General features: G+C 54.8%; 9 protein-coding genes. 5 read left to right on the top strand and 4 right to left on the bottom strand.

The annotated features are described in order from the left end of the window. On the top strand, positions 1 to 2,269 hold a 2,269-nt coding region (locus RMSM_RS06715; RefSeq protein ID WP_315850132.1), incomplete at its 5' end, for a serine/threonine protein kinase. A gap of 230 nt (positions 2,270 to 2,499) precedes the next feature. Here RMSM_RS06715 and RMSM_RS06710 read toward each other — a convergent pair. Both RMSM_RS06710 and RMSM_RS06705 read right to left on the bottom strand, forming a co-directional pair. Further along, positions 2,500 to 2,682, bottom strand: a complete 183-nt coding sequence (locus RMSM_RS06710; protein WP_008693333.1) for a hypothetical protein — start codon at positions 2,680 to 2,682, stop codon at positions 2,500 to 2,502. Between the two features lie 138 nt (positions 2,683 to 2,820). Next, the gene (locus RMSM_RS06705; protein WP_008693332.1) at positions 2,821 to 4,038 is read right to left on the bottom strand and encodes a DUF1559 domain-containing protein; all 1,218 of its coding nucleotides are present in this window, start codon (positions 4,036 to 4,038) and stop codon (positions 2,821 to 2,823) included. A gap of 192 nt (positions 4,039 to 4,230) precedes the next feature. Here RMSM_RS06705 and RMSM_RS36495 point away from each other — a divergent pair, with 192 nt between their 5' ends. The 3 genes from RMSM_RS36495 to RMSM_RS06690 are packed head-to-tail and all read left to right on the top strand — an operon-like array spanning position 4,231 to position 9,304. After that, positions 4,231 to 4,974 (top strand): TetR/AcrR family transcriptional regulator, encoded by a 744-nt coding sequence (locus RMSM_RS36495; RefSeq protein ID WP_008693330.1) that lies wholly within the window; start codon positions 4,231 to 4,233, stop codon positions 4,972 to 4,974. After that, positions 4,971 to 6,161 carry an efflux RND transporter periplasmic adaptor subunit gene (locus RMSM_RS06695; RefSeq protein WP_052031528.1) on the top strand — a complete coding sequence of 397 codons (1,191 nt, stop codon included), beginning with the start codon at positions 4,971 to 4,973 and terminating at the stop codon, positions 6,159 to 6,161. Before RMSM_RS36495 ends, RMSM_RS06695 begins: the two co-directional genes overlap by 4 nt. Beyond that, on the top strand, positions 6,158 to 9,304 hold the full coding sequence (locus RMSM_RS06690) for an efflux RND transporter permease subunit (protein ID WP_008693327.1): 3,147 nt from the start codon (positions 6,158 to 6,160) through the stop codon (positions 9,302 to 9,304). The genes RMSM_RS06695 and RMSM_RS06690 overlap by 4 nt, the downstream gene beginning before the upstream one ends. 190 nt (positions 9,305 to 9,494) lie before the next feature. Here RMSM_RS06690 and RMSM_RS06685 read toward each other — a convergent pair whose 3' ends face one another. After that, positions 9,495 to 10,940: a sulfatase-like hydrolase/transferase gene (locus RMSM_RS06685; RefSeq protein ID WP_040764466.1), complete on the bottom strand. Its 1,446-nt coding sequence runs from the start codon at positions 10,938 to 10,940 to the stop codon at positions 9,495 to 9,497. Positions 10,941 to 11,261: 321 nt separating this feature from the next. Between RMSM_RS06685 and RMSM_RS06680 the strand changes: the two genes are divergently transcribed. Continuing rightward, positions 11,262 to 12,689 (top strand): sulfatase family protein, encoded by a 1,428-nt coding sequence (locus tag RMSM_RS06680; RefSeq protein WP_008693324.1) that lies wholly within the window; start codon positions 11,262 to 11,264, stop codon positions 12,687 to 12,689. A gap of 32 nt (positions 12,690 to 12,721) precedes the next feature. Here the strand turns inward: RMSM_RS06680 and RMSM_RS06675 are convergent, their stop codons facing one another. Then, positions 12,722 to 13,426, bottom strand: coding sequence for a transposase (locus RMSM_RS06675; RefSeq protein WP_052031529.1), 705 nt, complete (start codon positions 13,424 to 13,426; stop codon positions 12,722 to 12,724). Positions 13,427 to 13,470: the final 44 nt, after the last annotated feature.

Genomic DNA, 13,470 nt, shown 5'->3' with positions numbered 1-13,470 from the left:
GCGATGCCGACGCCGTCGCAAGCAAGCTTCTATGAATCCGCTCAATCTGTTTCGCCGCTCACGATCCTCGCCTGCGCCGCAAGCCCACATGACATGGGCTTCACGCAGCATTTCGAATACGGTGACGCGGACCGGGGTGTTTTTGAAAGAAAAGCTTTGGATTTGGCCGATCATCGCGGTGCTAATCCTGTCGGTGATTGGATTTGGCGTCCGCCATGCGATTGAAACAACGATCAAGGCCAACGTTAGCTCGGGGCTGCAGTCGTTTGTGACGCTGGAAACCGCGATGCTGAAGAAGTGGTTCGCGGTTCAAGAATCCACCGCCGAATCGTTGGCAAACGATGCTCAAGTCCGCCAGACGGTCTATCAAATCTTGCAGCCCACTGAGGATCCGAATGCATCGGCGGATGCCAGCAGTTTAAAGAGTTTGCACTCTCAACTTGCCACTGAATTAGCTGCCGCGATGGCGGCTCACGACTACGTGGGCTTTATTGTGGCCGACAAGTCGAAACGCATCGTTTCGTCGTCGCACGCCGCACTGATCGGCGAACAAGAGATCCCCGAGTACGAAGCGTTTCTCGACCGTGCGCTCAGTGGCGATACCATCGTCTCGCCACCCTTTCCTAGCGTCGTGATGCTGAAAAGCCGTGAAGGACGTAACCGCATGGGCGTTCCCACGATGTATGTTTGTGCTCCCATCCGGGACGCGTCGTTCCAGATCATTGGCGCGTTGGGAATGCAGATTAACCCGGAACGTGAATTCACTCCGATATTGCAACTCGGTCAAGTCGGCTCGTCCGGTGAAACGTTTGCATTCAATTCCGAAGGCTTGATGATCTCGAACAGCCGCTTTGACGAAAACTTAATCTTGCTCGGTTTGTTGCCCGATCGCCAGCACTCCCAATCGATGCTCGAATTGACGGTGCGTGATCCCGGCGTTGATATGACACAAGGGGATCGCCCCGAAGTGAGACGATCGCAATTGCCATTGACCAAGAATGCAGCGGAGGCGATCGCAGGTAACGCTGGGATCGATGTCGATGGTTACCGTGACTATCGCGGCGTGACCGTGATCGGTGCTTGGAACTGGCTGCCAAAATACGGAATCGGGGTGACCACCGAGATCGAAGCGGCTCAGGCCTTCCGTCCTTTGGTGATCTTGCAGCGAACCTTTCTACTGATCTACCTGCTGCTGATCCTCAGTGCGATTGCGATCTTTGTTTTCATGGTGGTGGTTGCTCGCTTGCAACGTCAAGCTCGCGCAGCAGTGATCGAAGCACAGCAACTTGGCCAATACACGCTCGAAGGCAAACTTGGCGAAGGTGGCATGGGGGTCGTCTACAAAGGTCGACATTCGATGATGCGGCGGCCAACGGCGATCAAGCTTTTGCATGCCGACCGTATCGATGAAAATTCAATCAAACATTTTGAACGCGAAGTACAAATCACATGTCAATTGAACCACTTCAACACGATCGCGATTTATGACTACGGTCGCACTCCCGAGGGAGTGTTCTATTACGCGATGGAGTATCTCGACGGCATCGATCTGCAGCAACTTGTCCGCAAGTACGGCCCGCAACCCGAACCGCGTGTGATCCATATCCTGTTACAAATTTGCAACTCACTTTACGAGGCTCACTCCAAAGGCCTTGTGCATCGCGACATCAAGCCTGCCAACGTGATGTTGAACCGACGCGGTTGCGAACCCGATGTGGTCAAAGTCCTCGACTTTGGTCTGGTCAAAGCGATGGAACCACAAACGCCTGGATCTTTGCTGGGTGCCGGCACGCTTACCGGGACGCCGCTTTACATGTCGCCTGAAGCGATCCAGGCACCGTTGTCGGTTGACGCCCGCACCGATATCTACGCCGTCGGCGCCGTGGCCTACTTTCTATTGACCGGTGAACCCGTCTTTGCTGCAGCGGGTTTGACCGAGCTGTGTCAAAAGCACATCGACGAAGCACCGGTGCCTCCGTCGCAACGCGGCAACACAAAACTGTCCAGCGATCTGGAAGATGCGATACTGAGTTGTCTCGAAAAATCGCGGGCCAAGCGGCCTCAGACTGCTCGCGATCTTGCCCAGTTGCTGCTGCGGTGCAAAGAGGCCAAACGTTGGACAATCGAAGACGGCGATCGTTGGTGGGGCCGCCACGAACGAGGCTCCGGTGGTAACAGCCGAAGTGACGATTCAACAAACGCTTCGGCCGCCATCGAACCTACGTTAGATCTAACCCATTTAGCCAGCGAAGGCGACGACAACGCCTGAGACATCTTTGCTTTGGCAATGAAGCAGCTAGAAAGGCGTCTGTCGGGGGATGTTCGCCGTTTGAACAAACGCTGCGACAGCGGCTGATCTCGTTTGCATTGCCAAGTGAAAAAAAAATCGCCGACGGGACATGCATATAAGACACTTCAATTGCATGTCACCGCCGGCGATGAATTGTTTTCGCAGCTACGCGGCTGACAATCTCAACGACTTGCCGCACTGCGACGAGGCTACTCTTCTTCTTCCGTCATCTCTTCTTCCGTGACATCACTGGTCGCCGCCTCGAGTGCCGCCTCATAGTCGGCGATCGCTTTCGCATCGGCATCCTCAGTGACAGTCCGATTGGTTGCGTCATCACATCCGCACATGATCGATCCAAAGAAAAGCAGCACCGCAACCGATAGAATTCTCATTTAATAGGTCTCACTGGAATCAGGGTGTTTGAAAATGGAGGTGTTTCAACATGGGAACGCCCATTGGTAATGACCGACGTCTTAACCAATGGGCTCTATAGCTTAACGATTGTTTAGGCGAAACGGGGTCGCGAAAACTTAGAACTCACTATCGATCGTTTCTTTACTGGCACGTGTTCCAAGCGCTCCCCAAAGTCCATAGGGGCTTTCCGCACCCGGGTTGTAACCGTTCGTGATCGAGCGTGCGGTTGAATCGCCGGCTTCGATTGAATCAGTGATAAACTTGACCGCACCATCGCCCATCAAAACATGACATCCACCCTGATGGTGGCTGGACATCGTTGCAATCAGACTGGTCCCCAATGTGTTGTAGGGGCCACAAATCTCGCGGTTCGGAGGAAGGATCGTCATGCTGCCACTGAACAAAGGACCTTGGTCTGCCCACCGGTAACCGCGACCAAAGCTGGCACGAGAGACCATTTTGTAAGTAGGATCCCAAAAACGAGGCCGCTCGGCGTCGACCAGTGGCAAACAACTAGATGGGTTGTTTCGAATTTTTCCGAGCGAGACACCAGGGGCGCTTTTGTTTTTCCCATTCTCAGTAACCTGGGTTCGATTGCTGTTATCACCTAGATCGGTCATGATTTCGCCCATCGCGATTGTGTTCGATAAGCCGTCCAAGCAATCTCGGAAGGAAGTGGGCTGTAGCGGCTTGAAAAAACCGCGGTGGGAAGCCCGCGCCATCTTGCTCCGTCCCGACGTAATCTTACTACGCTTGTTGTTGTAAGGTCCGTAGTAAACTTGCCACGACGAATCTCCGACACAAGCGGTATAGTTGGTTCGGCCAAGCGCTGGCAGTCCAAAGCCGGGATCACTCGGGCAGCGAAACGCCGTTACCTCGGTCGCCCACGGGACGTATTGGATTTGATCAGGCGTCGGCCCCATCGCCGGCCAAGGCGAAGTCGGAGTCCCCACCGCAGCCGAGGTGTTACCATCGGTTCGCGTCGCGTTTGGATTGGAGATCTGCTCCCATAGCGCCTGCTGTTCGATGAACGGCAACACAGGCACCAACATGCTTAACCGATAGCGATTGCCCTGGGTACTCGTTTTGTACCAGGCGTCGGCAGCACCCGGCTGCGTTCCTGTCCCCTGAGTCGGTATTTGATTGTAAGCGGCGTGGTAATTGTGAATCGCCAAGCCAATTTGCTTGAAATTGTTACTGCAACTCATTCGCCTCGCGGCTTCCCGTGCTGCCTGGACAGCAGGCAGTAGCAGTCCGACCAAGACACCAATGATTGCGATGACGACGAGCAGTTCCACCAGCGTGAAACCATGTTTGTTTTTCTTCTGCAACATATCAGAACCTAACGATGAGAAATGAACACACAATCTTCACATACGCTAGAAGGGGCCCCATGAAGACATTGCGGGTTCGCAATGGAATAGATAGTTACTTTATCTCCCTCTTGTGTGGCAAAGTAAAGAGTCGATTTTATGGAATACTCAGAAATCTCTTGAAAATAGAAGGATTTGTGTATTGTTTCAGCGGTGCAAAAAACGCAAACGACCTATCCTGCCCAAAAGGTATCCGACGGCTTTTTTCAGTCGACACTTATTGCGGTTGCCTACAGACCGACCGGTCGGTATTGTTTGGGGATGCCCAACACGAAACCGCTCGAAACGACCACCCGGATTCTTGATTCGGTGATGCAATTGATCCTGCATGGTGGGTTGCCTGCGGTGACCCTGTCGGCGGTTTGCCGCAAGGCCGGCATCAGCAAAGGCGGACTGGTGCATCACTTTCCCACCAAAGAAGCGTTGGTCGAGGCCTTTCTGCAACAATCCGTTCGCGATTACTTGGATTTGATCCAACAGGCAGCTGCCCCGCATTCACCCGGAGTGGGAAAGCAGGCGAATGCAGTTTTAGATCTCTTCTTCGGCGAACCGCTTGATGACGAACGTGCGGAAAGTGAACCGGTCGAGGGTGAACCTGACGCCAGCCGGGATTGTCCTGCGGTGATGGTGGCATTGATCCAAGGAGGTGGCTGTGATTCGCTGGTCGACGAGGTCTATCAGACGCTGTTCGATTTGATGCGCAGCGATGGGTTATCTCGCGACCTCGCCGATTTGATTTTAGTTACACTTGATGGCATCTGGTTGCGATCGATGATCACGGCAAACGAATCGATGATTCCTCGCATGAAGCGAATCCGTAGTAAGTTGAATCAGTTAATTGCAAGTGAACTCGCGAAGAAGACGAACCTCCATTCGAATACAAACGAACAAACATGAATCAAGTTCCATCAACACCCGCTCGTAGCCGAGGGGTGCGTAGAGCGGTGGGATCGGTTGTTGTCCTCGTCGGTGTCCTCGGACTGCTGGCCGGGATCGCCTACGCCAAGAGCCGACAAATCCAAGCGGCAATGTCGGCTCCGCCACCACCGGAAATGCCAGTGGCCGTCACCGTCGCGACCGCGAAACCGGCCACGTTTCGTCAGAGTTCAGTCGTTATCGGCAACATGTTGGCGCCCGAGTCAATTACCTTGCGAAATGAATTAGCAGGAGCGGTCATCAAGGTTTCGATGGAACCAGGCGGCGAAGTCGAGAAGGATGCCGTGCTGATTCAATTAGATGACCGCAGTGAACAGGCCGAACTAAGAAGTGCGGAAGCATCACGCAAATTGGCAGATTCCGCATTACAAAGGGCCCGCCGGTTAAATCAAGCCAATGCCAATAGCGAATCGGAACTGGACGTCGCCGAAGCCGAGTTGACACGCGCCGAGGCGATGATTGACGAGTTGCGTGTCCGCATCGATAAAAAAACACTGCGGGCGCCGTTCAGCGCACGCGTCGGGCTGTTCGATCTGCACATCGGCGAATATTTGGTTGCCGGCACCGAGATCACCACGCTCGAAGGGATCTCCGACTACTTGAAAGTGGACTTCGCGATGCCGTCGCACGTCGCAGACGCAGTAGAGATCGGCGACCAAGTCGAATTGCGAGTCGGAACGTCGGGATTGCCGATGACAGCAACGATTATTGCGTTGGATGCATCGGCCAACGCGATCTCGCGTTCGGTGACCGCCCGGGCCCGATTGGAGAACCCACCGGCGTTTTTGCAACCCAATGATTCAGTGCAGGTGACGGTCCCCTACGGCCCGCCGATTCCCACACGCCTGATTCCCTCGACGGCGATTCGTCGTGGACCGAGCGGGACACTCGTGTATGTCGTTAACGAGCAAGACGGTCAAATGCGAGCGGCGTCCCGAGATGTCGTCGTCGCGGGCAGCGAGGATCCAAATGCCCGAGTGATCTCGGGAATCGACGCCGGCGAAGTCGTGGTCGCCGATGGATCATTTAAAGTTTTCGACGGCGCCTTGGTGGCGGATGTGAATGCGGTAACCAAAGCCGCCTCGATTACGAACACGGGGCTATCGGGTCACGCAGAGGTGATCGGTGATGCGGGGACAACCAAGTGAAAGCAATCACCGACCTCTTCATTCGCCATCCAGTGCTTGCGATTGTTGTTAATTTAATCTTGGTACTGGTGGGTGTGCGGTGCGCGACGTCGCTTCCAATCCAGCAGTTTCCCAAACTCGAGAGCACTTCGATCACGGTGACGACCGTCTATTTCGGTGCCAGTGCCGAAACGGTTCGCGGATTTCTGACGACGCCGATCGAACGTGCCGTTTCATCGGTCGCTGGCATCGATTACGTCGAATCGAGCAGCATTGCAGGGATCAGCACGGTCACGGTCCGGTTGAATTTGAACCACGATTCAACCAAAGCGTTGGCGGAGGTCAATGCGCGACTACAACAAGTGCGAAGTGAACTCCCCGCCGAAGCCGAACCACCGACGATTGAATTGGTTCGCGCCGACCGGCCTTACGCGTCGTTTTACCTGAGCTTCACCTCGGACCGGTTCAACTTACCCGCACTGACCGATTATTTGACTCGCAACGTCCAACCACGCTTGTCGATTGTGCCTGGGGTACAGAAGGTTGGGATCGAAGCGGGGCAGACGCCTGCGATGCGGATATGGATCTCGCCCGAACGTTTGAGCGAATTGAACTTGACGCCTGGCGATGTCTATTCCGCTCTGCAGCGAAACAATTTCCTGGCGGCCATCGGACAAGTCAAAAGTGACACGGTCCAGATCGATCTGTTGACGAACACCGATTTGCGTAGCGTCGAAGAGTTTGGCGACCTAATCGTCTGGCAGGCCCCTGCCTCCGCCGACGGCCCTGGCGCAATCATTCGGCTATCGGACATCGCTCGTGTTGAACTCGGTAGCGAAGAGCCTACCGCGACGGCGATGTACCGCGGACGCGAAGCGATCTACGTCAGCGTATGGCCGTTGCCCGGCAGCAACGAGATCGAAGTGGCCACCCGATTGCATGAAGCGATGGCCGAACTGGAACCGGAGCTTCCCGCTCACATCGACATGCAACTGGCCTACGACGGCACCAAGTTCATGCGACGATCACTGTCGGAGATCTCCAAAACGCTGACCGAGACCATCGTCATTGTTGGCTTTGTCGTCTTTCTGTTTATGGGATCGGTGCGATCGGCATTGGTTCCGTTAGTGGCGATGCCGGTATCATTGGTGGGCGCCGCGATCGTAATGTACCTGCTCGGTTTTTCACTGAACTTATTGACCTTGCTGGCGATCGTCTTAGCGGTCGGCCTTGTGGTCGACGATGCAATTGTGGTTGTCGAGAATGTGCAACGTCACCTGCAGGACGGTCATGGCAAAATCCAAGCGGCGTTGGTCGGAGCGCGTGAATTGGTGGGACCGATTTTAGCGATGACGATCACGCTGGCGACGGTTTACGCGCCGATCGGGTTTCAAGGTGGTTTGACCGGGATGCTGTTCCGCGAATTCGCCTTTACGTTGGCCGCGGCAGTCGTGGTTTCCGGCGTCGTCGCGGTTACCTTGTCACCGATCATGAGCGCCTACTTGTTGCCGGTCGATGGCCGCGAAGGCCGTATGACCAGACTGGTCAATCGTATTTTTGCAGCGGTGCGTCGCCGCTACGCTGGCGTGTTGTCGATGGTGTTGGAATTGCGTTGGTCGATCGCGGTGGCCACGCTGCTTGCGGCTGCGGCTGCGTTTCCGCTCTACCTGTTTTCAGCAAAAGAATTGGCGCCGGTCGAAGACGAAGGCGCTATCGCCGTGATGTTGGCCGCGGCACCGGATTCGACACTTCGATCCACGACGCGTTGGGCAGGCCGGTTGGCCAGCGGTTTTCAGGCAATCGAAGAATCCGAATACATGTGGGCCGTCGTCACCGCCGGAGGTGGCTTCGGCGGCGTGATCACCAAGGACTGGGACGAGCGAGATCGCAGCACGCAAGAAATTCTGCCCCAGGTGTTCGGCATCGCGTCACAAAACCCTGGATTGGAAGCTTTTCCGGTGCTGGTTCCACCGCTTCCGGGCGCCGGAAATTATGACGTCGAATTGGTGCTCAAGAGCGATCTACCAGTGGATCGCCAACGCGAATTGGCCGAAGAGATCGTGCGTCGCGGTCGCGAGGCGAATCTGTTCATGTTTGTCGATACCGATTTGAAAGTCGACCTGCCTCAGGCGCGAGTGGTTGTCGACCGTGAGCGTTTGGCCGACCTTGGGCTTGATCAAGCCGCAGTCGGCCGCGAATTGGGCGTGTTGTTGGGTGGCGGCTACGTCAACCGTTTCAACTATTTCAATCGTTCGTATCGCGTCATTCCCCAGCTCGAAGCAGCGGATCGTCAATCGACTGGCTCGCTGTTGGATTTAAAGATTCGCAGCCCATCGGGACAATTGATTCCGGTGTCGACGTTTGCATCGGTCCAACCGGAAACGGCTCCGCGAACGTTGAATCGATTTCAACAGCAGAGCGCCGTCAAGATTTTTGCCGCGGTCTTCCCAGGTGTGACCAAAGAACAGGGGCTTTCAACATTGGAGGCCATCGCACGGGATGTCGTCGGTTCCTCCGCGACATTGGATTACTCAGGCGAATCACGTCAAATCCGACGCGAAGGTGCATCGTTGGCAGTCACGTTGGGGTTTGCATTGATCTTGATCTACCTGGTACTTGCCGCCCAATTTAAATCGTTCCGCGATCCGCTGATTGTGCTCTTTGGTTCGGTTCCCTTGGCGATGACCGGCGTGCTGACGCTGACCTGTTTGGATTTAACGACGATCAACATCTATTCTCAGGTCGGACTGATCACCCTGGTGGGATTGGTGGCCAAGAACGGGATTTTGATCGTCGAATTTGCGAATTCACTTAAAGAAACCGGCGTCGAAAAACGCTCGGCGATCCTCGAAGCGGCACAAACGCGATTGCGGCCGGTGTTGATGACATCAGCCGCGACGATGCTCGGGCACTTGCCATTGGTGTTTGTGACCGGCGCCGGTGCGGAGGCGAGAAACAGCATCGGAATCGTGTTGGTGGCCGGCATGGCAATTGGCACCGTGTTCACGTTGTTCGTCGTCCCCGCGCTGTACATGTTGCTAGCCGCCCAACATCGTCACGAAGACCAGGATCAAACGCCTACGGTTGAACCAGCCTCGCTGCGTGACGGATTCACCAAAGATCTGTCAGGTGAAAAAAAGCAGCCTGCACCGAATATGGCGTAGCCACATGGATCTGGTAGCGAAAGTCGCAGCCTTCGCTAGCGGGCTGTTGATTTAGTGAAGTTTCCTGTGGCAAGGAGTAGCTGGTGGACTACCTCGTCCGTCATCGGTCCATTCGACGGACTTGGAAGTCCATCGTACGGCTAAATCAACAGCCTGCTAGCTGCTTAAAGTCAGGCTTCGTATTCAGCGATCAAAAATCGCGGAAGGGGCCGCGGGGATCGGCAGACTCCATTTCGCTCAACCAGTTTGCGTAGCGTTCTTTGACCATCGTTAGGATCTCGGGCCGCACCGCCGACAAATCATGCTGCTCGGCGATGTCGGCTTCCAAGTCAAATAAGCCGCCGGCGTTGTCCATCTTCACCCATTTCCATTTGCCGACGCGAGCACCGATCCAATCACGACGCTTCCAAAACATCTCCTCTCTTGCCGAGGCGACTTCACCGCGGAGGGTCGGCCACCAATTAAAACCATCGATGACCACATTTTTCGGCAACTTGGCCCCCGTAGCCGCAGCGAGACTCGGCAAGAGCTCCAAACTCGACAAAAACTCGTCGTTGACCACGCCCGGCTTCACCCCACCGGCTGGCCATCGCACGATGCACGGGACTCGAATGCCGCCTTCCCAAGTTTGTGCCTTGTGTCCTCGTAGCGGCGTATTGTCGGCTCCGCCGCTTCCGCCGTTATCGGAAAAGAAGATGACGATGGTGTCATCGAGAATCTGTCTCTGTTCAAGCGCGTCGAGCATCTTGCCGATCGCGGCATCCATACATGTCACCGCAGCGCGGTAATCTCTTTGCCGCGCTGCAGGCGTCGCGACCGTGGCAGGATTTCCGTAGCGATACCTTTGGTTGACGCGTGTTTCAGGTTCGACCAGCGGATACATCTGCTTGTACTTTTCGGGTGCTTGAACAGACGATCGAATTTCGGGCTCGAGTGCTGAAGAATTGTGCGGCGCATTGAACGGGACGTACAAAAAGAATGGGTCGCGGGTGGCATGTTGGTCAATAAATCGCAACGCCTCACGCTGAAACAAATCAGTACAATAAACGCCTTTGTCCTCATGGGTCGGCGACAGATTCCGAACCATACTCGGAACGCCATATCGTTCATGCGTGTAGTAATCGATCCCGGTATTGGTGAAACCATAGAAGTCATCAAATCCTCGGGAGGTGGGCAGATATCGCTTGAGCGTTCCGAGGTCCCATTTTCCAAAGATGCCACTCCTGTAGCCCGCCGACTTCAATACGCTTGGAATGATAACTTCACGCTCGTCCATCCCGCCGACCCGCTCAAAGCTGACGGCATACTCCGCAGCCGAATATCGGTGACCATAGTCGGGTGCCTCGTTGCGAATCATGTCATAGACACCGTTCCGCTGAGGATAGCGTCCGGTCAATAGACTTGCTCGCGAGGGAGTACAGGCGGGCCACGTCACATAAAAGTTAGTCAGCCGCGTTCCTTCACGTGCCAACCGATCAAGGGACGGCGTCAGAATGTCGCTATTGAGTATCCCCAGGTCGTTGTACCCTTGGTCATCCGAAACAATCAGCAAAACATTAGGACGTTCGGCAGATTGCAGCGGAGCCGGCAGCGCAACCAGTAGAAATAAGAGCCAGAAAGTATTGTGTCGGGACAAGGAATTCCTCTCGTTTCGTGGTCGCAGCAAATATCGAAGCGATTGAGCATAAGGGGACACTGTGTCGTATTCAAGTTACGGATACCATCACACCGACGTTTCCATCGTTACAGTGACATCCATGCACGTGCGGGACGGTCATTCGCATTGCCGCGCACAGCGAGTATCATAAACCGCAACTCGCGGTGAGGATCCGTTTGGGACAGCCGCTAAACTAGATATCCGACGACGTGATATCCGACGACGTGGTATTGTCCACACCCGATCTCGAACCGTTGCAGTCCTATGAATCTACGAGCTCTCGTTGTTTGCTTTCTCCTCGTGCCCGCGAATCTTTGTCTTGCCGAAATTCGCAATGTGGTGTTCATCCTCAGTGATGATCATCGCTACGACTTTATGGGATTTATGGACGAGGCGCCTGATTTTCTAGAGACTCCAAATCTCGACCGGATGGCTGGCGGTGGCATCCACGTTCGCAACGCATTCGTCACCACGTCGCTCTGCTCGCCCAGCCGAGCGTCAATTTTGACAGGCCGTTACATGCACGCGCATCACGTCGTTGACAACCAACGTCCAGTCCCAGCGGGAACAAGGTTCTTTCCCGAGTACTTGCAAAATGCAGGTGTGAAGACGGCGTTTGTGGGCAAGTGGCATATGGGACACGACAGCGACGAGCGGCGACCGGGCTTCGACCATTGGGTCAGTTTCAAAGGCCAGGGCGACTACTTTGATCCCGAACTGAATGTCAATGGCGATCGACGTCAGTTCGAAGGTTACAACGCCGACATATTGACTGACCAAGCGATCCAGTGGATCGATGCGCAATCCAGCGATTCATCAGTCCAGCCTTTCTTTTTGTATTTGTCCTACAAGGCCGTGCACTATCCGTTCAAGCCGGCGCCGCGGCATCAAGGCCGATACGCCAACAGCAAAATTGATTATCCTGAAACAATGGCGAACACCGAAGAGAACTATCAAACACAATCACATTGGATTCGCGATCGACGCTACAGCATTCACGGCATTGACCACATGGAAACCGGTGCGTTTGACAACGATCCGGTGCCTTCCTTTGACTCTTTGTATCGCGATTATTGCGAGACGGTACATAGTGTGGATGAAAATATCGGCCGCGTGCTCGATACGCTGGAAGCCGCCGGGCAACTGGATTCAACGCTCGTGTTGTACATGGGAGACAATGGTTTCGCATTGGGCGAGCATGGATTTTACGATAAACGTGACGCGTTCGAAGAATCGATCCGAGTCCCAATGCTGGCGTATGCTCCGACAAATCTTCCCGCCGGAAAAACAATCGATCCGATGATCCAAAACATCGATATCGCATCGACGGTTTTGGATGCGATGAAGGTTGACTTTCCAGCGGACGCCGAAGTGGACGGCCGGTCATTCCTGCCGTTATTGAAAGGCGAAAACACAACGTGGCGAGATCACATCCTGTACGAATATCACTGGGAATGGAATTTCCCGGCGACGCCGACGCTGTTCGCGATTCGCGATAAACGGTTCAAGTACGTTTACTACCACGGCGTCTGGGACCAAAACGGATTTTACGACCTGCAAACCGATCCCCATGAACGACACAACCTGATCGACGTGCCCGGCTATCGTGAGCAGGTCGAGCGAATGAGTAAACAAATGTTCGACGAGTTGTCTGCAATGGGCGGACTTAACGTCCCCGTCCGTCCTCCGCAAGGCGAGCGTCTAGGATCCCGCAAGCTCCCCCGCTAAACATCCCTAATCCTCACAGCGTCAAAAAGGTGTCAGGACTCTTTTTCCACTTCTTGCGTCACACGTTGCTTCTTCTTGGGGCGTCCTCGCGGGCGCAGAGTGGACTCAAGCTCCAGACGTTTGGCGATAGACTCAACCCATGTTTCGCTGCCGTAGGGAGCTCCTCGCTTAACACTCCAGCGAATCGCTTTCATCTCGTCGTTACTGAGTGGTTCGTTAACACGCTGCGCCCAATTAGGCAATCGTGGGATTGGCCAGCCCGATAGCAACTTCGGTTCAGGCTCGGGCTTGGCAAGCCAACGAGCAAGCGAACCCCACCTCCAGTCCTCCGCACGATCGACGAAGCCCGCTCGCAAAGCGTTTCGTTCGACATATCGACAAACGGTCAAGAAGTGTTCGTCATCTTGAATCGGAAAGCTCTTGAAGCGGCCTTGGTAGATATGCCCTTCGCCCGCGGTTGCGTAATGGGCATGCAAACGCATCGTGTGCGTCAACGAGACCCAACGCAAGAAATTGCTCATCCCGCCATCCTCGGTCGGACTGAGTACGAAGTGCCAGTGGTTCGGCATCAGCTGATAAGCCAGAATTCGACAGGGATACTGGCTCAGCCCGTCGGCCAAGATCCGTTCAAAGGCAGCATAATCTTCCGGCTTCCGGAAAATTTCAGCCTTGGCATTGCCACGGTTCAGTGCGTGATAAATCCCGCCCGCTTCGTCTGCTCGTTTTGGCCGTCCCATCGTTTTACCATACACACCGGGGATCGTAAAAAAAGAGTCCTGAC

Source organism: Rhodopirellula maiorica SM1 (assembly GCF_000346295.1).
In the GTDB taxonomy this organism is placed as follows: Bacteria; Planctomycetota; Planctomycetia; order Pirellulales; family Pirellulaceae; genus Novipirellula; species Novipirellula maiorica.
Note: the sequence above shows the minus strand (reverse complement) of the source record. Positions and strands in the feature narration are given on the sequence as shown.

Bases quoted from the DNA above. Each gene is read 5' to 3' on its own strand.
- RMSM_RS06675 (WP_052031529.1), bottom strand. From the start codon at position 13,426: ATGGGACGGCCAAAACGAGCAGACGAAGCGGGCGGGATTTATCACGCA.
- RMSM_RS06695 (WP_052031528.1), top strand. From the start codon at position 4,971: ATGAATCAAGTTCCATCAACACCCGCTCGTAGCCGAGGGGTGCGTAGA.
- RMSM_RS06705 (WP_008693332.1), bottom strand. From the start codon at position 4,038: ATGTTGCAGAAGAAAAACAAACATGGTTTCACGCTGGTGGAACTGCTC.
- RMSM_RS06710 (WP_008693333.1), bottom strand. From the start codon at position 2,682: ATGAGAATTCTATCGGTTGCGGTGCTGCTTTTCTTTGGATCGATCATG.